General features: G+C 64.1%; 18 protein-coding genes, 1 tRNA gene and 1 pseudogene. 3 read left to right on the forward strand and 17 right to left on the reverse strand.

The genetic code is table 11. From position 1 onward, the window contains the following. Positions 1-36: 36 nt before the first annotated feature. Positions 37-3,432, reverse strand: coding sequence for a pyruvate carboxylase (locus tag J2S96_RS18675; protein ID WP_306866875.1), 3,396 nt, complete (start codon positions 3,430-3,432; stop codon positions 37-39). Between the two features lie 312 nt (positions 3,433-3,744). Between J2S96_RS18675 and J2S96_RS18680 the strand changes: the two genes are divergently transcribed. Continuing rightward, the gene (locus tag J2S96_RS18680) at positions 3,745-4,563 is read left to right on the forward strand and encodes a ParA family protein (RefSeq protein WP_306866876.1); all 819 of its coding nucleotides are present in this window, start codon (positions 3,745-3,747) and stop codon (positions 4,561-4,563) included. Between the two features lie 116 nt (positions 4,564-4,679). On the opposite strand, the gene J2S96_RS18685 is transcribed toward J2S96_RS18680, so the two are convergent. From J2S96_RS18685 to gcvH, 5 genes are all read right to left on the reverse strand, one after another. Beyond that, positions 4,680-5,273 (reverse strand): MerR family transcriptional regulator, encoded by a 594-nt coding sequence (locus J2S96_RS18685; RefSeq protein ID WP_269996843.1) that lies wholly within the window; start codon positions 5,271-5,273, stop codon positions 4,680-4,682. Positions 5,274-5,517: 244 nt separating this feature from the next. Beyond that, positions 5,518-6,021: a bifunctional nuclease family protein gene (locus J2S96_RS18690; RefSeq protein WP_306866963.1), complete on the reverse strand. Its 504-nt coding sequence runs from the start codon at positions 6,019-6,021 to the stop codon at positions 5,518-5,520. After that, positions 6,021-6,737 carry a transcriptional regulator FtsR gene (gene ftsR, locus J2S96_RS18695; RefSeq protein ID WP_306866965.1) on the reverse strand — a complete coding sequence of 239 codons (717 nt, stop codon included), beginning with the start codon at positions 6,735-6,737 and terminating at the stop codon, positions 6,021-6,023. The genes J2S96_RS18690 and ftsR overlap by 1 nt, the downstream gene beginning before the upstream one ends. A 20-nt stretch (positions 6,738-6,757) precedes the next feature. Further along, entirely contained in the window at positions 6,758-7,237 is a 480-nt protein-coding gene (locus J2S96_RS18700) for an FHA domain-containing protein (protein WP_306866879.1), read from the reverse strand. A 141-nt stretch (positions 7,238-7,378) separates the two neighbouring features. Beyond that, positions 7,379-7,765, reverse strand: a complete 387-nt coding sequence (gene gcvH, locus J2S96_RS18705; RefSeq protein WP_306866882.1) for a glycine cleavage system protein GcvH — start codon at positions 7,763-7,765, stop codon at positions 7,379-7,381. Between the two features lie 162 nt (positions 7,766-7,927). Here gcvH and J2S96_RS18710 point away from each other — a divergent pair, with 162 nt between their 5' ends. After that, a complete protein-coding gene (locus J2S96_RS18710; RefSeq protein WP_306866885.1) occupies positions 7,928-8,809 on the forward strand; it encodes a DNA-formamidopyrimidine glycosylase family protein in 882 nt (293 codons plus the stop codon). A gap of 21 nt (positions 8,810-8,830) precedes the next feature. On the opposite strand, the gene J2S96_RS18715 is transcribed toward J2S96_RS18710, so the two are convergent. Next, positions 8,831-10,054, reverse strand: coding sequence for an MFS transporter (locus J2S96_RS18715; protein WP_306866888.1), 1,224 nt, complete (start codon positions 10,052-10,054; stop codon positions 8,831-8,833). 172 nt (positions 10,055-10,226) lie between these two features. Here J2S96_RS18715 and J2S96_RS18720 point away from each other — a divergent pair, with 172 nt between their 5' ends. After that, on the forward strand, positions 10,227-10,664 hold the full coding sequence (locus J2S96_RS18720) for a MarR family winged helix-turn-helix transcriptional regulator (protein WP_306866891.1): 438 nt from the start codon (positions 10,227-10,229) through the stop codon (positions 10,662-10,664). Positions 10,665-11,039: 375 nt separating this feature from the next. Here J2S96_RS18720 and J2S96_RS18725 read toward each other — a convergent pair. The 10 genes and pseudogenes from J2S96_RS18725 to J2S96_RS18770 form a co-directional block, all read right to left on the reverse strand. Continuing rightward, positions 11,040-11,113, reverse strand: a tRNA-Pro gene (locus tag J2S96_RS18725). A 127-nt stretch (positions 11,114-11,240) separates the two neighbouring features. Next, entirely contained in the window at positions 11,241-12,791 is a 1,551-nt protein-coding gene (gene der / locus J2S96_RS18730; RefSeq protein ID WP_306866893.1) for a ribosome biogenesis GTPase Der, read from the reverse strand. Positions 12,792-12,801: 10 nt separating this feature from the next. After that, a pseudogene (locus J2S96_RS18735) lies at positions 12,802-13,501 on the reverse strand (lysophospholipid acyltransferase family protein). Between the two features lie 25 nt (positions 13,502-13,526). Beyond that, the gene (gene cmk, locus J2S96_RS18740; RefSeq protein WP_306866896.1) at positions 13,527-14,240 is read right to left on the reverse strand and encodes a (d)CMP kinase; all 714 of its coding nucleotides are present in this window, start codon (positions 14,238-14,240) and stop codon (positions 13,527-13,529) included. After that, a complete protein-coding gene (locus J2S96_RS18745) occupies positions 14,240-15,346 on the reverse strand; it encodes a prephenate dehydrogenase (RefSeq protein ID WP_306866898.1) in 1,107 nt (368 codons plus the stop codon). Before J2S96_RS18745 ends, cmk begins: the two co-directional genes overlap by 1 nt. Positions 15,347-15,350: 4 nt before the next feature. Continuing rightward, the gene (locus J2S96_RS18750) at positions 15,351-16,598 is read right to left on the reverse strand and encodes a pseudouridine synthase (RefSeq protein ID WP_306866900.1); all 1,248 of its coding nucleotides are present in this window, start codon (positions 16,596-16,598) and stop codon (positions 15,351-15,353) included. 150 nt (positions 16,599-16,748) lie between these two features. Continuing rightward, on the reverse strand, positions 16,749-17,339 hold the full coding sequence (gene scpB / locus J2S96_RS18755; RefSeq protein ID WP_370873161.1) for an SMC-Scp complex subunit ScpB: 591 nt from the start codon (positions 17,337-17,339) through the stop codon (positions 16,749-16,751). An 83-nt stretch (positions 17,340-17,422) separates the two neighbouring features. Then, on the reverse strand, positions 17,423-18,343 hold the full coding sequence (locus J2S96_RS18760; RefSeq protein ID WP_306866969.1) for a segregation and condensation protein A: 921 nt from the start codon (positions 18,341-18,343) through the stop codon (positions 17,423-17,425). 44 nt (positions 18,344-18,387) lie between these two features. Then, positions 18,388-19,287, reverse strand: coding sequence for a ParA family protein (locus J2S96_RS18765; RefSeq protein ID WP_306866907.1), 900 nt, complete (start codon positions 19,285-19,287; stop codon positions 18,388-18,390). Positions 19,288-19,534: 247 nt separating this feature from the next. After that, entirely contained in the window at positions 19,535-20,860 is a 1,326-nt protein-coding gene (locus J2S96_RS18770; protein ID WP_306866909.1) for a cation:dicarboxylate symporter family transporter, read from the reverse strand. Positions 20,861-20,903 lie beyond the last annotated feature (43 nt).

The raw sequence follows: 20,903 nt of genomic DNA on the forward strand, positions 1-20,903 counted from the left end.
GGGACCTTGCTGTGCGCTCCGCGGCGGCGAGAGCGGCTATTCGACCACGATCAACAGATCGCCGCCTTGGACCTGCTCCACGTTGTTGATGGCAAGGCGCGAGACCTTGCCGGGCACCGGCGTCGTGATGGATGCCTCCATCTTCATCGCCTCAATGGTGGCGACAGTATCGCCGGCCTTGACGGCGTCGCCCGCTTTGACGGTGAGGGTCACGGCACCTGCGAACGGCGCCGCGACCTGGCCCGGCTGGGACGCATCCGCCTTCTCCGCAGCCTTCACGTTGCTGACGACCGACTTGTCGCGAACCACTACGGGGCGGGACTGGCCGTTGAGCTTGCACAAAACGGTGCGCATGCCCTTCTCGTCGGGCTCCGAAACGGCTTCCAAGGAGGCAATCAGGCGTACGCCTTTTTCGAGCTCCACGACGTGTTCGGCACCGAGCTGCAGACCGTACAGGTAGTCACGAGTATCGAGGACCGAAAGGTTTCCATAGGTCTCGACGCTCTTGAGGTAGTCCTTGGTGGGACCTGCGAACAGCAAGCGGTTCAGGGTCTGCTGACGCAGCTTCGAATCGCCCTTGAGCGCCGCACTGTCTTCGGCGCTCAGTTCCACGTCGCGGACCTTGATGCTGCGGCCCTGGAGCGCCTTGGTGCGGAACGGCTCCGGCCATCCTCCGGGAGGATCGCCCAGTTCACCCGACAGGAAGCCGATGACGGAATCCGGAATGTCGTAGTTCTGCGGGTTCTCGTTGAAGTCCGCGGGATCCGCATGGATTCCCACAAGGTGCAGCGCGAGATCGCCCACCACCTTGGAGGACGGCGTCACCTTGACCAAATGGCCCAGGATGCGGTCCGCGGCGGTGTACATGTCCTCAATGGCCTCGAAACGCTCGCCAAGGCCCAGCGCGATGGCCTGCTGGCGCAGGTTGGACAGCTGGCCGCCGGGGATTTCGTGCTGGTAGACACGGCCTGTGGGACCGGGAAGGCCCGACTCGAACGGCGCGTACACCCGGCGGACCGCTTCCCAGTAGGGCTCCAGGGAGCTGACGCCGGCCAGGCTGAGCCCGGTGTCGCGCGGGGTGTGCGCCAGGGCCGCCACAAGGGCAGAGGCGGACGGCTGGCTCGTCGTCCCGGCGAGGGACGCAGAAGCGACGTCGACGGCGTCCACGCCGGCTTCCACGGCTGCGAGCAGGGTGGCCAGCTGGCCGCCTGCCGTGTCGTGCGTGTGCAGGTGGACCGGAAGGTCGAAGCGTTCACGCAAGGCGCTGACAAGCTTGGCGGCGGCCGCCGGGCGAAGCAGACCGGCCATGTCCTTGATCGCGAGGATGTGCGCACCGGCGTCGACGATCTTCTGGGCCAGGTCCAGGTAGTAGTCGAGGGTGTACAGCTTCTCGTTCGGGTCAAGGAGGTCGCCGGTGTAGCAGAGCGCTACCTCCGCTACCGCGGTTCCGGTGGCCCGCACCGCGCGGATTGCCGGTGCCATTTGGCTGACGTCGTTGAGGGCGTCGAAGATACGGAAGATGTCGATGCCGGTTGCCGCCGCCTCGTTGACGAATGCCTCGGTGACTTCCTCCGGGTAGGGCGTGTAGCCCACCGTGTTGCGGCCGCGAAGCAGCATCTGCAGGCAGACATTCGGCAGGGCCTTGCGCAGGGCGGCCAGCCGGTCCCAAGGATCCTCGCCGAGGAAGCGCAGCGCGACATCGTAGGTTGCACCGCCCCAGGCTTCGACTGACAGCAGTTCCGGCAGCAGCGCGGAGACCGCAGGGCCGGCCGCGACGAGGTCGCGGGTGCGGACACGGGTGGCAAGCAGCGACTGGTGGGCATCGCGGAACGTGGTGTCCGTGACGGCCACCGCCTGCTGCTCGCGCAGCGCCTTCGCGAAGGCTTCCGGGCCCAGCTCCTGCAGCTTCTGGCGTGAGCCGGCCGGCGCAACAATTCCGGCAACCGAAGGAAGCTTGGATGCCGGGTCCGAATGGACTTTGAGTTCGCCGTTGGGTTTGTTCACCGTGACATCCGCCAGCCAGGTCAGCAGTTTGGTTCCGCGGTCCGCGGAGACGTGCGACTTAAGCAGTTCAGGTCGCTTGTCGATGAAGTCGGTGGCCACGTTGCCCGCAATGAAGTCCGGGTCGGCAAGGACGGCCTGGAGGAAGGGGATGTTGGTGGACACGCCGCGGATGCGGAACTCCGCCAGGCCGCGCCGGGCACGGGCAACCGCGGCCGGGTAGTCGCGCCCGCGACAGGTCAGCTTGACCAGCATGGAGTCGAAGTGCGGGCTGATCTCGGCACCCGAGTAGACCGTGCCGCCGTCGAGACGGACACCCGCGCCACCCGCGGAACGGTAGCCGGTGATCTTTCCGACGTCGGGCCGGAAACCGTTGGCGGGATCTTCCGTGGTGATGCGGCACTGCAGGGCGGCACCCTTGATGGCTACCGTCTCCTGGCTCAGGCCGAGATCTGCAAGGGTCTCCCCCGATGCGATGCGCATCTGTGCCTGGACGAGGTCCACGTCCGTGATTTCCTCGGTGACGGTGTGCTCAACCTGGATGCGCGGGTTCATCTCGATGAAGACGTGCTGGCCGGCTCGTTCACCCTCGGTGTCCACGAGGAACTCGACCGTTCCGGCGTTCACGTAGTTCAGGGCCTTCGCGAAAGCCACGGCGTCCCGGTAGAGGGCCTGGCGGATGGACTCGTCCAGGTTGGGTGCCGGAGCGATTTCCACGACTTTCTGGTGGCGGCGCTGCAGGGAGCAGTCGCGCTCGAAAAGGTGCATGACGTTGCCCTCGGCATCGGCCAGGATCTGCACCTCGATGTGACGAGGACGCAGCACAGCCTGCTCCAGGAACATGGTGGGATCGCCGAACGCAGCGTCCGCCTCGCGCATGGCTGACTGCAGGGCGTCCGGAAGGTCTTCACGATTCTCCACCCGGCGCATGCCGCGGCCACCGCCACCGGCAACGGCCTTGGCGAAAATCGGGAATCCGATCTCGTCCGCTGCGGCGATAAGCTCGTCGATGTCGCGGGAGGGTGCGCTGGACTTCAAGACCGGCACGCCGGCTTTGCGCGCTGCTTCGAGTGCGGCTACCTTGTTGCCGGCAAGCTCCAGCACCTCCGCCGGAGGACCGATAAATGTGATGCCTGCCTCTTGGGCCGCACGGGCGAGGTCCGGGTTTTCGGACAGGAATCCGTAGCCCGGGTAAATTGCGTCTGCGCCCGCTTCTTTGGCGACACGGACGATTTCGTCCACGTCCAGGTAAGCACGGACCGGATGACCTTCCTGGCCAATCAGATAGGCCTCGTCGGCCTTCTGCCGGTGGATCGAATTGCGATCCTCATGCGGGAAGACCGCTACGGTCTTGGCGCCGAGTTCATAGCCAGCGCGGAAGGCCCTGATCGCGATCTCGCCGCGATTAGCCACCAGAATCTTGGAAAACATGCTTCTCCTGCATCATTGCGGGTGTAACGGTCGGTGGTCACAGTGTGTAAGACCTCCATACCCAAACACAAATCTTTGTGGTGACAGTCACACAGGAATTCGTCACGAGCAGTGTACCTTCGCGCAGGATGCAGTTTCACCTGCTAAAAGATGATCGGCTACAGGCGGCCCAAGCCGTGCCGGGCCGATAAGGCGGGAATCGGGGGCCAGTCAACATATGATGTTGAAGGGCAGCGGCAGAGCCCCGGTTCCGGCAACGCCGGAACGCAAGCACCGCGACACGGCAACCGGCGTTAGGTTTTGGGTTTTCAAGTGCAAGTAGTCAGCATCAGCAGCCTTAAAGGCGGCGTGGGCAAGACATCCGTAACCACAGGGCTAGCCTCGGCCGCATTGGCGGCAGGCATCCCCACCCTTGTTGTGGACCTGGATCCCCACGCCGATGCCACCACGGCCCTCGGCGTCCGGGCCGGCGACCAGCTCGACATTGGCCGCATGTTGAAAAACCCCCGCAAGGCGAGAATCTCGGACAACGTGGTCAGCAGCGGCTGGGTTGACCACCCGCGCGGCAATGGTGGAGGGTCCGCCCTTGATGTCGCCGTCGGGTCCGCCTACACCGGTATCTACGATCGGCCGGATCTTGGGCGACGCGATCTCCGTCGCCTGACTGCGGTCCTTGCCCCGGCCGAAAAGTACGAGCTGGTGCTCGTCGACTGTCCCCCGTCGCTGAACGGACTCACCCGCATGGCCTGGAGCGCGAGCGACCGCGTTGTCCTCGTCGCCGAACCAGGGCTCTTCTCGGTGGCCGGCACCGAACGCACCATGCGCGCCATCCAACTGTTCCGCCAGGAGTTCGCTCCCCAGCTGGCTCCGGCAGGGATTGTTGCCAACAGGGTCCGGCCCGCCTCCTCCGAGCACACGTTCCGGCTCGCCGAGATGGAATCGATGTTCGGCGAGCTTTTGCTGGCACCGCATATTCCGGAGCAGGCGAACTGGCAGCAAATCCAGGGCGCGGCACATGCCGTGCATCACTGGCCCGGCGACTCCGCAAAGAACACCGCGAAGCTTTTTGACTCGCTTCTGGAGAACATGCTGTCCTCGAACAACGGCACGCGGGAACGCCGCAAGCGCTGACGCAGAATCTGCAGGCAGCGGCCGTTCCGCGCCGAGAAAAACAATGAAGCCGCCTTCCTGTTGGAAGGCGGCTTCATTGGTCTTCAGCGGCTGTTCGCTCCGATCCCGACGGCGGTTCAGCCGGTGCGGCGCGCTGAACGGCGCTTGCTGAGCTCGTCGTCGGGAAAGGACTGTTCTGCGGCGTGCTCGCTCGGGAGCGCAGCAAGGCTGCCCTCGACCTCGCGCCACACACGGCCTACTGCGATGCCGAATACGCCCTGGCCACCCTGCACCAGGTCAATGACTTCGTCAGCGGAAGTACATTCATAGACACTCGCTCCATCGCTCATGAGCGTGATTTGCGCCAGGTCTTCCACTCCTCGTTCACGCAAATGTTCAACGGCCGTGCGGATCTGCTGGAGGGATACACCCGTGTCAAGGAGGCGCTTGACGACTTTCAGGACCAGGATGTCCCGAAAGCCATAGAGCCGCTGCGATCCGGAACCGGCGGCGCCTCGCACTGCGGGTTCAACGAGTCCTGTGCGTGCCCAGTAGTCCAGCTGGCGGTAGGTAATCCCCGCCGCTTTGCAAGCAGTGGGACCACGGTAGCCGGCATCTTCATCCAGGACCGGAAGGTCCTCGGTGAAAAGCAGACCCTGGGCACCGCTTGCGGGTACAGCAATGCCTGTCGAGGCCTGCTTTAGCTCGCCTGCTTCGCCTTTGGGACTCACGTGACCCTCCTTGTCAGAAGTTCCCTTGGGGATGGTGCATACGGCGACTGACACGAAAAGGGGAAGTGCACTCGTGTAATTTCGACGCGTCCGCACCTTTCAGTGTGACTTGCGCGGGTCCTGTATGCAACGGGAACTTGATATCTTCGACGTTAGGCGTGCGGAAGCCTCAGGTCAAAGACGTCCGGGCGATTTTCGGATCGTGTCGAAACTTTCACCCTCAACTTTAACCTTAGCCCGCCCTTCAGCCTTCGAAGTCCTCTGGCTCCACATCGTCAAGGAACTCCCGGAAACGGCGCAATTCACGTTCCTCGTCGACTTCGGGACCCGGCTCGGCGTCTTCGCCTTCGTCGTGTTCGGTGATCCGCACGCCGGCTTCATCCATCACCGCGTCGGCACACCAGATCCTGCATTTCGCCCGCAACGCAAGGGCCAGCGCGTCGGAAGCGCGGGAACTCACCACAGTGCCGTCGTCGAACTGGAGTTGGCCGTAGAAGATGTTGTCCTCGACCGCCACAATGTTCACGCTGATGATCGCGTGGCCGAGCGCCTCCACCACGTCGATCATCAGATCGTGGGTCATGGGCCGGGGCGGCACCACTCCTTGCTGCGCCAGTGCGATGGCACTGGCTTCGGGTGTGCCGATCCAGATAGGAACATGGCGTTCCCCGTGCATCTCACGCAGGAGGACCAACGGCTGGTTTGAAGGCAGTTCTATCCGCACTCCAACGATCTCGACCTCAATCATCATGCGTCCATACGGGAGATACGGTCCTGCACCAGGGCGCGATGCAGGCTGAGGCAGAGTTCGCTGATTTCGCGGGCGGCTTCCGCAGCCCGGGATTGCGATGCCGCGTCCTTGCGGGACATCAGAGGAGCGACCACTCGCTCCACCAAGCCGAATTCGCGCTCGGCCGCCGCTTGGAACGGACGGAGGTGCCGCGGTTCGAGACCGTGGCCCTCAAGCTGGACACACGCACGGGCAACCTGCAGGGCGTGTTCGTCGAATTTGCCGTTGACGTGGCTGATGAGCCCGAAGCTGAGGAGGGACTGCAACAACGGGACGCTGGCCCCCGATTCCGCCCGCAGCTGTTCCTCGCTCAAGGCGCGTGCGTGCCCCTGCAGCTCAGCCGCAAGTTCGTCCGAGACAATCCGAGGGGAAACCGACACCCCCGCCGGAAGGTTTTCGGGACGCTCGCCGCGATCGATCGCGTCCAGGTAATCCTTGATGACTTTCAGCGGCAGGTACTGGTCACGCTGGAGGGCCAGCACGAAGCGCAGGCGTTCGACGTCGCTCTCGGCGTATTGCCGGTACCCGGCAGGCGTGCGCTTCGGATTGATCAGTCCCTTTTCCTCAAGAAAACGGATCTTGGACGCCGTCATGGTGGGAAAGTCGTCGCTGAGCTGAGCGAGGACTTCCCCAATGTTGAGGACCTGCGGTCCTCGCCGTTCCGGCTGGGGCATTGCCACAGGCGTATCCGGAATCAGTCTTGGCCTGCTGCGCGGGCAGGGCTCAGGTAGTAGGTGAGGCGGAACTTCCCGATCTGGACCTCGCTGCCGTTCTTCAGCAGGACATTATCCACCCGGTCTTGGTTGACGTAGGTGCCATTGAGGCTGCCGGTGTCCACCACTTCGAAGCCCTCGGGTGTGCGCACGAATTCCACATGCTTGCGCGAAACTGTCACATCATCGAGGAAGATGTCCGCATCCGGGTGGCGGCCAGCAGTAGTGACGTCAGAGTCCAAAAGGAAACGGGCACCCGCGTTGGGACCGGAGTGGGCAATCAGGAGGGCCGATCCCGGAGGCAAGGCCTGGACCGCGGCGCGTTCCTCTGCTGCCAGCGGCGGCCGATCGTCCGGCTCGTGGTGTCGCACAGGAGCGAGCTGGATCGAGGTGGTCTCCGAGGTTGGCTGTTCTCCAGCACGGTGCTCGTTCCGGGCGTGGTTCCGCTTGCCGCCAACCATGGAAATCCTCCTCATCCGCCGGAGGTTGCCGTCAACCGCCGGTTACGCATCTGCCCAGTTCCGCCGGGCCAAACAGGTCGCTGGCCCGCCGCCGTCGCACCCCTGTTCCGGGGAGAACCGACTGGGCGGGCCAGATACCAATTAGCCTACCTGTTGTTCGTACTCTGATGCACTGAGAAGGGTTTCGATGGCGTCAGCTTCCGAAAGCTTGACTTCGAACAGCCAGCCGTCACCATAGGGATCCGAGTTGATCAGGGCAGAATCAGTGTCGAGGGCCTCGTTGCGGGAGACAACTTCACCGCTCACCGGGGCGTAAATGTCGCTCACGCTCTTCGTTGATTCCACTTCACCCACGACGTCGTTGCCCTTGACCGTGGTGCCGGGCTCTGGCAACTGGGCGTAGACAACATCACCGAGTGCATCCTGGGCGAAGTCCGTGATGCCGACGCGAACAACTCCGTCTGCATTCGGGGCACTGACCCATTCATGTTCGGCGGTGTAGGAAAGATCGGCAGGAATGTTGCTCATGAGTCGCCTTTCATCGGGACATTTCGGACCACGACGGCGGCCCGGTCATCCGGCCACCGCTGAAAGTATAAGCACATCCATGCCTCCTCCCCACAGGTGTCTGGAATGATTGGAAGCAGACCCGAGCCGCAAGTCCTGCTACGCCGTCGAGGGAGCGCGATCATGCCGGAACTGCCCGAAATCACTGCTTTAGCCGACTTTCTGGACCAGCGGCTATCCGGGTCGCAGCTCACCCGGTTCATGCTTCCATCGGCGTCCGCCTTGAAAGTAGCGGTTGTTTCCCCCGAATCGCTCGTCGGGCGAACGGTACTTTCGGTCGGCCGGCACGGAAAGTACCTCGCCTTCACGATAAAGTCCGCGCCCGAGGCGGTTCCCGCGGAGGGACCGCTCTCTTTGATCGTCAGCTTCGCGAAGGACGGCTGGCTGAAGTTCTCCGATACGCAGCCCGGAACCTCTCCTGAGGGCTACTTCGCAGCCCAGTTGGGTTTTTCGAACAGTGGGCACGACTACGAGATCACGCTGACCGACGATGGCTCCTGGAAGGGCTTGGCCCTTTACATCGTGCGCCAACCCACGGAAGTCCGCGGCATAGCCGAGCTCGGGCCGGATGCCCTCAGCCCGGCCTTCGACCTCGAGGAATTCCATCGGCTTTTCACGAAGAGGCAGCAGGTCAAAGGGCTGCTGCGGGACCAGAAACGCATCGCGGGCATCGGGAACGGCTACAGCGACGAAATCCTCCATGCAGCGAAGCTGTCGCCCGTCGCCATTGCCTCCCGGCTGGAGCCCGACGCCGTAGAGCGCCTTTTCAGGAGCATGAAGGAGATCCTCCAAGGCGCGATCGATGAACTCGCCGGCAAGGGACCCAGTGAGCTGAAGCCAGCGAAGAAAGCGTCGATGCGCGTGCACGGAAAGACCGGCGAGGATTGCCCGGTCTGCGGGGACACCGTCCGGGAGATTGCCTTCGTGGGCACCTCGCTTCAGTATTGCCCCACGTGCCAGACGAACGGTGAGGTACTTGCCAAACGGGGTGCGGGCGAAAGCTGATCCCAAAGAACCGGTCGTCGCCTAGGTGAGCGGTGCCCCCTCAGGTTCGCGCGCGACGTCGGGCGCTGCTTGCGGCTCGGAACCGGTGTGCGCCCCTCCCCCGCGCCGGGCCGCTGCCGCGGCTGCGATCATCACGAGCAGGGCTGCTACGGTGATGCCGGCCCCGGCCCAGATCGGTGAGGTGTAACCCAGTCCCATGGTGATGGTGACGCCGCCCAGCCAGGCGCCCAGGGCGTTGCCCAGATTGAAGGCGCCGATGTTCGCGCCCGAGGCCAAAGTGGGGGCAGTGGTGGCGAAGTGCATGACGCGCATCTGCAGGCCCGGCACAGTAGCGAAGCCGAAGCCGCCCATAAGAGCCAGCGAGAACAGTGTGGCCACCGGGCTCGCGGCGGTGAGCGCGAAGAACACGAGCACCAGCACGAGCCCCGCGAGGATGATCACGAGGGTTTTGTCGATGGACTTGTCGGCCGCCTTGCCGCCGGCGATATTGCCGACGAACAGCCCGGCGCCAAACAGGATGAGGAGCCAAGGGACGGCGTGGGGATCAAATCCGGAGACGTCCGTCAGGGTGAAGGCGATGTAGGTGAAGGCGCCGAACATCCCGCCAAAGCCGAGAATCGTAACGATGAGGGACAGCCACACCTGACCGGAGGCGAAAGCGCCAAGCTCGCTGCGGAGGCTGCTGGTAGCGGCGCCGTCCTTGGTGCGCGGGATCAGGAGGGCGATGCCGGCGAGGGCGGCGGCGCCGATGATGGTGATGGCCCAGAAAGTGGATCGCCAGCCGAGGTTCTGGCCAAGGAAGGTTCCGAAAGGCACGCCCAGCACGTTGGCGGCGGTGAGGCCCGTGAACATGATGGCGATGGCTCCGGCTTTCTTGTGGGAAGGGACCAGGCCGGCTGCGACCACTGAGCCGATCCCGAAGAAGGCTCCGTGGCAGAGGGCCGCGACTATGCGGCCGGTCAGCATAGCCTGGTAGCTGTCCGCGACTGCGGAGAGGAAGTTTCCCGCGATGAACAGGACGAGGAGTCCGATCAGCACAGGCTTGCGGGGCAGCCGCGTTACTGCCGCCGTGACCAGGAGGGCACCGACAACGACGCTCAGCGCATAGCCGGTGATGAACCAGCCTGCCGCTGCTTCGCTTACTCCGAAGTCGGTGGCAATCTCCGGCAAGAGGCCCATAATGACGAATTCGGTCAGGCCAATGCCGAATCCTCCGAGGGCAAGGGCGATCAACCCTGCGGGCATTTTGTTGCTCCTTTGGGGGATGGATTTCCGGGAGAGTGGAAGTGCGTCGCCGAGAACCGTAGAATATTAGTTGCAGACGCTCTATATATAGTTGCACACGCCATGTAATTGCGCAAACAACTACTTTGCGTTGCGTCTGCGCTTTCAACGATCGGCAGGAGTTTCGGGAGACATGGGCATCAAGGACGACGCCGTTGAGGTGCGCGCGCAGGGGTGGCGGACTCTCGCTGCGCTGCACGGGAATATCGAGGCGGCACTGGAGAAGGCCCTGCAAGCTGCCGCGGATCTTTCGGTGGTCGAGTACACAGTGCTCGACGCCTTGAGCCGCCAGGACGGCTGGCACATGCGCATGCAGCAACTCGCCCGCGCCACGGCACTTTCCAGCAGCGCCACCACGCGCTTGGTGAACCGGCTCGAAGACCGCGCGCTGCTGACCCGCATCTTGTGCGCCGACGACCGCCGGGGCATCTACACGGAGCTTACCGACGCCGGCCAGAAGCTTTTGCTGGCCGCCCGCCCGGTGCACGACCAAACCCTGGCGCAATCGTTGGCCGCGGCAGAATCGGTGCCGGAGCTTGAGCCACTGGTGAAAGCGCTAGGGGCGCTGTAGGGGGCCTGAGGCCGCTGGAAATCGCAAGTGCGCCGTCCTGACCTTCTTTGCTTTGGGAAATCGCCTACGACACGGCAAGTCACGTCGCTTCAAGGCTCTGGCCCTTCAAACAAGGTCAGCACGGCGCGTCAGGCTCGGGCGATCCGCGCACACCGTCGGATTCTGCTGGATCATTCCCTTCGCCGGTTGTGCCTGCCCGCGTGATTCCGCGGATCCGGATTTTATCCAGTCGAATGATTGAGCAGGATCCATCATTCAGGCATTGACGGCCCGCCCGGAACCAGGGAACCGCCCCGGAGCGGCGGGGCCAACGTTTAAACGCAAAAGCCGCGGGAACCCTTGAGTTCCCGCGGCTTTGCTTTCCATACCTTGCGGTCGGGCTGACAGGATTTGAACCTGCGACCCCTTGACCCCCAGTCAAGTGCGCTACCAAGCTGCGCTACAGCCCGTCAGTCCTGCCGTTCTCCGCCTAGGTTTTCACCTAAGCAGTCCGGCCGAACCACCTCAAAAAGCTTACACGATGTTCGAGGTTCCCAATGACACCTTGGCGGGTGTCATTTGTGATGCGCGTCTCACTTAGCGCTTCTTGCCGCGCTTTTCACGGACGCGCATGCTGACCTCGATGGGCGTGCCGTCGAAGCCGAAGGTTTCGCGCAGGCGGCGCGTGATGAATCGGCGGTATCCGGGGTCCAGGAAGCCCGTGGTGAACAGCACGAACTTCGGCGGACGGCTGGATGCCTGGGTGCCGAACAGGATCCGGGGCTGCTTGCCACCGCGGACCGGGTGCGGGTGGGCAGCGACGAGTTCGCCCAGGAACGCATTGAGGCGCCCTGTGGGGATGCGCTTGTCCCAGCTCTCCAAGGCGAGGTCCAGTGCGGGCACCAGGCGGTCCTTGTGCCAGCCGGTCTTGGCCGAGATGTTGACGCGCGGAGCCCATTCAACGTGTGCCAGGTCCTGCTCGATCTCACGCTCGAGGTAGCGGCGACGTTCGTCGTCGAGCAGGTCCCACTTGTTGAACGCGAGCACCAGCGCGCGGCCCGACTCGATGGCGAGTTGGAGGATGCGGACGTCCTGCTCGCTGAGCACCTCGTCAACGGCCAGGAGCACGACGGCGACTTCCGCCTTTTCGAGCGCGGCCTGCGTACGCAGGGAAGCGTAGAAGTCCGCGCCCTGCGCCATGTGCTGGCGGCGGCGGATGCCTGCGGTGTCCACGAAGCGCCAGGTGCGGCCACCGAGTTCGATGAACTCGTCCACGGGGTCGCGGGTGGTCCCGGCGAGGGTATCAACGACGACGCGCTCGGAGCCGGCCAACTTGTTCAGCAAGGAGGACTTGCCGACGTTCGGACGGCCGATGAGGGCAATACGGCGGGGTCCGCCGGAGCGTTCGACGCCTTCCACGGTGGAGAACTCGGGCAGGGTGTCCATGACGTGGTCAAGGAGGTCGGCAACGCCGCGGCCATGGAGGGCGGACACCGGGTAGGGCTCGCCGAAGCCGAGGCCCCAAAGGGCAGCCGAGTCGGCTTCCTGCGCAAAGTCGTCAACCTTGTTGGCCACCATGATGACGGGCTTCTTGGACTTGCGCAGCATCTTCATGACGCCTTCGTCCGTGGCAGTGGCTCCAACAGCGGAGTCCACCACGAAGAGCACCGCGTCGGCCAGTTCCACGGCCATCTCGGCCTGCTCGGCGACGCGGGCGTGAATGCCCCGGGCGTCGTGCTCCCAGCCGCCGGTGTCCACCAGCGTGAAGTTGCGCCCGTTCCAGTGGGCCGAATACATGACACGGTCGCGGGTGACGCCGGGGGTGTCCTCGACGACGGCCTCGCGGCGGCCCAGGATACGGTTCACCAGCGTGGACTTGCCGACGTTGGGACGGCCAATGATCGCCAGGACCGGGTCCAGCTTGAGGGGGCCGTCTTCGCCCTCGTCGTCGTAGAGCCCGCTCAGCAGCGCGGCGTCGTCTTCGTCGAGGTCATAGTCTTCCAGGCCTGCCCGGAGGGAGGCTGCGCGGAGTTCGGCTTCGTCGTCGTCCAGGGCGGCGAGGTTTTCAGCCACCTGGTCGGTGCCGGTGGGCGTGTATTCGTCGTCGCCGGCTCCGATGTTGCCGGACTTGTGAGTCGTATCGCTCATTGCACTTTCCTTAGTGGTGATCTGCCGGCGTCCCGGCTACTTCTTCTTGGCGGTGCTGTATTGGCTGTGGGCCGGTTCATTTAGTCCCCCGGAAGGGAATGATCGGTGGTCTTGATGGCATCCTGGACGTGTCCAGCCAGTGCAGCGCGGATCTCCGCGGCCGCCCTGTCCATTGAAACACGCCCCGGCTCGCCATTTCTGCGGGTCACCTTGAGGGGAGCTCCGAAACTGACGTGCAGGCGGCGGCGCGGCCTCGGAATGGAGTCGCGGTGTTCATCCGGGATCCGCGTCCCAAGGATCGCCACGGGAATCACTGTTGCCCCGGACATCAGGGCGAGCCAGGCAACGCCGTTGCTGATGTTGCCGGCGGTGCCGCTCCCCCGCGTTCCTTCGGGGAGGATTCCCACGCAACGCCCGGCGTCGAGCACCTGCTTTCCGAGCTGGAGCGCCGCGCGGTCGCCGGAGCGGTCGACGGAAATCTGCCCGGAGGCACGAAGCACCTTTCCCAGGAGGCCCCCGAACATCTCCTTCTTGACCAGGATGTGCATGGGCCGCGGAGCCGCGCCGAACATCACTGGCCCATCCAGGAAGCTGATGTGGTTTCCCGCGAAAATGACCGGGCCGGATTCGGGAACATTGGAGCGCCCCGTGATCACCGTCCGGTACAGAACATGATCCAGCAGCCAGCCAACCGGCCGGCTCCACGTCATGGTCCAGCGCGCCGGGAGCCGGGCTTCAGTCACCGTAGATGACCTTGCCCACAATGCTCAGGGCCGTTTCAACCGTTTCCTCGAAGTCCAGGTCCGAGGAATCCAGGGTAACGACGCCGTCGGCCGCTCGGCTGAAGTTCACCACAGTGGAGTCTTTGGCATCGCGGTGGATCACTTGGGCGGCGAGCTGCTCTTGGCTCTGCGTTCCGCCCAGCTGGAGGCCGCGGCGGCGCAGCCGGGCTTCTTCGCTCGCGGTCAGCAGCATGCGGACCTCCGCATAGGGCGCGACGACAGTGGTTATGTCCCGCCCCTCCACCACCATGCGGCGGTGGTGCTGCTCGATCAGCTGGCGCTGGCGACGAATCAATTCGTTGCGCGCACCCAAGGTGGTTGCCACTGCGCTGACGGAGGAAGAGATCCGCGGCTCACGGATTTCCTCCGTGATGTCCACGCCGCCGACACTGACGTATTCGGCATTGGCGCTGGTGCTGAGTTCCAGCGGCAAATCCTTCGAGGCCTGCTCGACGGCGGCACCGTCGGCGAGGTCGATTCCTGTCTTGAGGCAGTACCAGGTCAACGCACGGTACATCGCGCCCGTGTCGAGATAGGCGAGCTTCAGGCGCCGTGCAACTTCCTTGCTGACGCTGGACTTGCCGGAACCGGACGGGCCGTCGATGGCGACCACGAGTGGCTTGCCCGGACGTACTACAGGCTCCGGACCGAAAAGTTCACGTGTCATTACTGGAGTACCCGCCATCCACGGTCGGTCAAGGCTTCAACAAGGAGGTCGTGCTTGTTGGGCATGACAGATAGTTCCACCATGCCAACGTTTTGCCCGGAGGAGTGATCCAGGCGGAGGTCTTCAACGTTGACGCCGATCTCGCCGATCTCCGTCAACAGCCGGGCGATCTGCCCGGGCCGGTCATCTACCAGAACTGTAAGCCATGAATACGCCTGCGGGGGTCCGCCGTGCTTTCCCGGGATCCTGGCCTGCCCGGCGTTGCCTTCGCTGATGAGCTGGGCAAGGTCCAGCCGCGCCCCGGGGGCCGTGGGATCCTCCAAGGTGCCGATCAGCCGGTTCAGGTCCTCTCGGACGCCGTGAAGGATATCCACCATCTTGGCTGCGTTGTTGCCAAGGATCTGTACCCAAAGGGTGGGATCGCTGGCCGCAATCCTGGTGGTGTCCCGCAGCCCGTTGCCGGCCAGGGACAGCGCGTGGAGCGGTGTTCCCTGCAATCGGCTGGCGAGAAGCGAGGACATCACCTGGGGCAAGTGCGATACCAAGGCAACGGCTTCATCATGTTCCTCCGCCGTGAACTGGGAGACGATCGCCCCCAGGTCCCCGGCAAGGGAACGTGCCGTCTGCAGGGCATCGGAGCTGGTTTCGTCCGAAGGGCAAAGGACCCAAGGCATGGAGGTGAAGAGCTCGCCGCGGGCAGCGACAGGCCCCGACTTCTCGCGCCCCGCCATGGGGTGCGTCCCGACGTAGCGGGACATGTCCACTCCACGCGAGCGGAGATCGGCCTGGATGGCCAGCTTGACGCTCGCAATGTCCACCACGACGGCATCGGGGTATTCACCCAGTGCACGTTCGACGACGTCGGCCGTCACATCCGGCGGCGCAGCGACAACAACCAGCTGGGGTGGGTCCTCAAGCTCGGACAGGGGCCTGCCCGCACCGATATCCACGGCCACGGCCTGGTTGGTTGGCGACGGGTCCGAAAGGAACACCGGGACACCCCGGCCGCGGAGGCCGAGACCGATGCTGGCTCCGAGCAGTCCGGTGCCGAAAACGACCACCGGGCCGTCAAGGTGGCCCCGGCCGTGCGAGTGGAATGCCGACATGCCCTTACAGTCCTACGGAGGCCAGGAGGTGTCCGACTTCCTGCTTGCCGAGGTTGCGGATGCTGCCCTGGCGCTGGTCGCCCAACCCGATGGGACCGATCTTGACACGCACGAGCCGCAACACCGGGAACCCGACCGCTTCGAACATACGGCGGACAATACGGTTCTTGCCGGAGTGCAGCACAACCTCGATCAGCACGTGGCCCGGAGTGGAGTCCACGAGCCTGAAGGAGTCGACCGAAGCGATGCCGTCTTCGAGCTCGATGCCGGCCTTCAGCTGCGCGCCGACGCCCTGCGGGAACGGGCCGCGGACCTGTACCAGGTACGTCTTGGGCACCTCATAGGAAGGGTGCGTCAAGCGGTTGGCCAGTTCGCCGTCGTTGGTCAGAAGCAGCAGGCCCTCGGTGGCGACGTCGAGACGGCCAACGTGGAAGAGGCGCTCGCCCTTGTTCTTGGCGGACTTGAGGAAGTCGCTGATGCAGGGACGGCCCTCGGGATCCTCCATGGTGGAAACGACGCCCTTGGGCTTGTTGAACACCATGTAGAGCATCGTGTCATCGAGCTGGATGCGGATGCCGTCGACGTGGATCACAGCGGTAGCAGGGTCAACACGCATGCCAAGCTCGGTGGTGAGCTGGCCGTTGACCTCGACGCGGCCTTCCTCGATCATTTCCTCGCATACGCGGCGGGAAGCCACGCCGGCCTGGGCCATGACCTTCTGAAGGCGCACGCCATCGGCGTCGTGCTGCGCGGACTGCGCCACCTCGCCGCGGCGGCCGCTGGGCTTGCGGATCGGACCGAGATTCTGGCCGAAGCGCTCGCTGCCGAAGGCGCGCGAAGCATACTGTTTCTTGTTGCTGGGCTTGGGCTTCAATGCGCCCGGCGTGCCCGGAGCCTTGCCGAAGCCGGGCTTGTTGGAGCCTGGCTTGCGGGGGGCCCTTGCCGGCTTCGCGGCTTCACGACGCTCGTAGCCTCCGGCCGAGGTGGGGTTGTCCGGATCGAAAGGGCGTTCTTCACGCGGACGAGTGGGTTTGAAGGGGCGTTCTCCGCCCTGGGAGAAGCTGCGCTTGCTGCCTCCGGAGGCGCCGCTGGCACGGCTTGCGCCACCCCGGCCGGCACCAAAACTGCCGCCTGCGCGGCCGGCACTGCTGCGGCCTGCGTTGCCGCGGCCTGAGTCTTGCGACTCGTTGCGTCCGGAACCGTTTCGTCCCGAACTATTACGTGGTGAACCCTGGCGTCCCGCCTGTGTCATGACCCGTCCTTTTATTATGTTGGCCGGCTTGTTCTTTCTCAACATTAGCCAGCCGGGCAGAGGATATCTGCCCTGTGTGAACTCTGCCCGTTACTAGCCGGGCGTTTGTAGATCCTTGCAATTCCCCGCGATATTGAGTTGTTTCACGCACTACATGCGCTCTGGGTCGAAGAACTCCTCGATGCCCTCCAGCCCCGGAAGATGCGGCGACAATTGAGGCAGTTCGGCCACCGAGCCAATGCCCATCCGTTCGAGGAAGTACGAGGTGGTCCGGTAAAGGATGGCCCCCGACTCAGGATCGGCACCTGAGTCCTCGATCAGCCCGCGTTGGACGAGGGTCCTCACGACTGAATCGACATTGACGCCGCGGATGGCCGACACCCTGGCCCGGGAAACCGGCTGCCGGTACGCGATGACCGCCATGGTTTCAAGGGCTGCCTGCGTCAGCCGCGCGGTCTGGCCCTCGAGAACGAACCTGCCCACGACGTCGGCAAATTCCGCGCGTGAATAGATCCGCCACCCTCCGGCAACGTTCCGCAACTCAAAACCCCGGGGTGCAGCGCTGGCGCTTGCATCAGTGTGGATTTCACCTTGCGAGTCATCAGCGTCCCTGCCCGGGGCTTTAACAGTATAGCCGCTATACTCCTGCCGCAGTCCCTCGAGCAAATCCTCGACGACGGCGACTGTCACGTTGAGCCCGGCAGCGAGCTCTTCCGCGGTGGCGGGTTCATCGATCACCATCAGGACAGCTTCCAGTGCGGCGCGGGCGCCACCGGGCAGCGCCTCAAGCTCGGCGAGGCCGTCCCCGGCTGTTTCCTCAGCGTTCAAGGTGCATCCTCATTTTCGTAGATCGGAGCGGTGCCGGGCTCGGAATCGTACTCGTCGCTCAAGTTGTCGCTGGTCCAGCCTTCGGGGCGCCCCGTCCAGCGGACAGTCAGTTCGGCGAGCGGCCCCGGCTGGTCAAACGCGACCACACGGTCGCGGAACAGCTCAAGGAGTGCCAGGAACCGGGCCACGACAACAAGCGTGGACTCGGCGTCGGCAATCAGGGCCCTGAAGGATTGCGGCTGGCCCCGCTGCAGGCGGTACCCGATGATCTCGGCTTGTTCCTTGACGCTGACGGGTGTTCCGTGAAGGTGGCCCAGCCCGACTTCCTCTGGCGTTTTGTCCTTCGGTGCCAAGGTCTTGGCCGCCAGCGCAGCGAACTGTTCGGGCGTGTGGCGCCAAATGAGTTCCGGCAACAGTGCCGCGAAATGCCCTTCCAAGGCAACCTGCCGCGGGAAGCGGCGGGCTTCGGAATCCAAGGTGCCGGAGATGATCGCGGCCACCTGTTTGAACGCCTTGTACTGCAGGAGCCGGGCGAAGAGCAGGTCCCGGGCCTCCAGCAAGGCGATGTCCTCGGCATCTTCGACTTCGCCGGCCGGCAGGAGCCTTGCGGCTTTAAGGTCCAAGAGGGTCGCGGCGATGACCAGGAATTCACTGGCTTCGTCCAGGGCCCAGTCCTCGCCCAGTTCCTGCAGGCGCCGGATGTACTTGATGAACTCGTCCGTAACGGTGGCCAGTGCAACCTCAGTGATGTCCAGCTTGTGCTTGGAGATCAGGCCGAGCAAGAGATCGAAGGGGCCGGTGAAGTTCGCCAACCGGACTTCGAAGCCGGCCTTTCGTCCCAACGGCGAGGTTCCGGCGTCCTCCGCGTCGCTTGCGGAGTTGCTTATGGAAGAGTTCGACGGCGGCGCGTCGGCCATCAGGGCCGGCGCTGTTTCGGCGGTGGTTGGCTCTGCCACGCGGGCTAGGGTGCGCCGCCGCGCGAGATCAGTTCCTTGGCCAAGCGGCGGTACGCGTCTGCACCGATGTGGTTCCCGGCGTAGCTCGTGATGGGCTCTGCGGCAACAGTGGCGTCGGCAAACTTGATGGAACGCTTGATGACGGTCTCGAAGACCTTGTCCCCGAACGCCTCCACGAGCCTCGAGATGACTTCGCGGCTGTGCAGGGTGCGGGCGTCGTACATCGTGGCGAGCACGCCGTCGACTTGCAGGCGGGGGTTCAACCGGTCCTGGACCTTTTCGATCGTTTCGACGAGCAGTGCGACCGCCCGGAGTGCGAAGAATTCGCAGATCAGCGGGATGATGACCCCGTGCGCAGCCGTCAAGGCATTGACGGTCAGGAGGCCCAGGGACGGCTGGCAGTCGATGAGCACGACGTCGTAGTCGTCCTCGACGCTCTTGAGCGCGCGGTCCAGCACCTGCTCGCGGGCTACCTCGTTGACCAGTTGGACCTCGGCGGCGGAGAGGTCGATGTTAGCCGGCAGGAGGTCGATGCCTTCGACGCCGGTCTTCTGGATGGCGTCGCGGATGTCCACTTTGCGGTCCATGAGGACGTTGTAGACGGTGAGGTCGAGCTCGTGCGGGTTCGCGCCCAGGCCCGCGGAAAGGGCTCCCTGCGGATCGAAATCGACGAGCAGGACGCGCCGGCCGAACTCTGCGAGCGCAGCGGCGAGGTTGATGGTTGACGTGGTTTTGCCCACGCCGCCCTTCTGGTTGACCATGGCAATGACGCGGGCCGGACCATGAGAGGCCAGTGGCGCGGGTTCGGGGAAGTCGCGGTGCGGGCGGCCCGTAGGCCCCATGACGGCGTCTTCCAGATCGAAATCCGTGCCCTCCAGCGTAGTTGCTCCCCATTCGCTGCTCACGTATCTATCCACTCTCTCCACGACGGTCATTTCCTGCGGCTGTCTCCAGCACCTGCACTGCTCCCCACCTAGGCTACAGCCCTCGACACGGCATTCCACGGAACTTGACATTGCCCGCCATTTGAGCCTTTACCTTCTAGCTGAAGTAGAAGGTTGGTCCTTCGTACCAATGAAAAGCAAGCAAGGCAGGCCCCCTGTAACGGGTTCCTGCCTTGCTTGCGCGGATGCTTCCAAGCAGCGTGCCGGGCTATGCGGCCACTGCCTCTTTCACCTCGGGTTCGGCGTGGTGGCTGATCATGGTCAGCTCGTCGAACGGCTTAGCGCCGGACAGGACATTGGTGACCTGGTTGCGGTCGATTTCCTTGACCCAGGTACCGATCAACACGGTCGCGACGGCGTTGCCCGTGAAGTTGGTGAGGGCGCGGGCTTCGGACATGAAGCGGTCGATCCCGACGATCATACCGACACCGCCCAGCAGTTCGGGCCGGTGTGCCTGCAGGCCTGCTGCGAGGGTGGCCAGGCCAGCCCCGGAAACGCCGGCCGCTCCCTTGGACGCGATGATCATGAAGACCAGCAGCGATACCTGGGCGCCCAGGTCCAGCGGAATACCCATGGCGTTGGCGACGAACAGCGAGGCCATGGTCAGGTAGATGGCAGTTCCATCGAGGTTGAAGGAGTAACCGGTGGGCACCGTGACACCGACTACCGGCTTGGAAACGCCGAGGTGCTCCATCTTGGCGATGAGCCTGGGCAACGCCGCTTCGGAGGAGGAGGTGGAGAAGATGAGCAGGTACTCGCGGGCCAGGTACTTCATCAGCTGGAAGATGCTGACGCCGGCGACAACCCGCAGCAAGGTGCCGAGCACCACCACGATGAACAGCGCACAAGTGATGTAGAAAGCGACCATCAGGGTGAGCATGCCGAAGATTGCCTTCACCCCGGTGGCACCGACCACTGCGGCGATCGCGCCGAATGCACCGACGGGCGCGAGCCACATGATCATGATGAGGATACGGAAGACGAGTGCCTGGCCGTGCTGGATGGCCTTGAGCACCGGCTGGCCCTGCGAACCCATGCGCTGCAGCGCGAAGCCCACCAGGATGGCTACCAAGAGCGTGGGCAGCACGGGAATGTCCGCGGGGATGATGCCCAGCAGGAAGTCAGCGGTGCTGTTCGTGGATGTGGGCGTGTTCGGGTTGTACGGGATCAGCTTCAGTCCCTCGCCGGGATGGATGACGTTGCCGACGACCAAGCCGATGGCGAGCGCGAAGGTGGACATCACCAGGAAGTAGATGAGCGCGAGGCCGCCGACCTTGCCGACGGTGGCAGCCTTGGCGATTGATCCGATGCCCAGGACGATGGTGCAGAAGATGACCGGGGCGATCATCATCTTGATGAGCTTGATGAAGCCGTCGCCCAAGGGCTTGAGGGATTTACCCACTTCGGGGAAAAGCAGGCCGACGACGGCGCCCAGCACAACTGCGGCGATCACGGCGATGTAGAGGTAATGCGACTTGTCCAGCCCCTTGCGCCCGGCCTTTGCGGGTGCAATCTCTCCTCTTTGAGAGGTCATGGCTTTGCTCCTTATAGATACTCTGGAAAGCGCCGTGGTTCCT

Source organism: Arthrobacter bambusae (assembly GCF_030812595.1).
GTDB lineage: Bacteria > Actinomycetota > Actinomycetes > Actinomycetales > Micrococcaceae > Arthrobacter > Arthrobacter bambusae_B.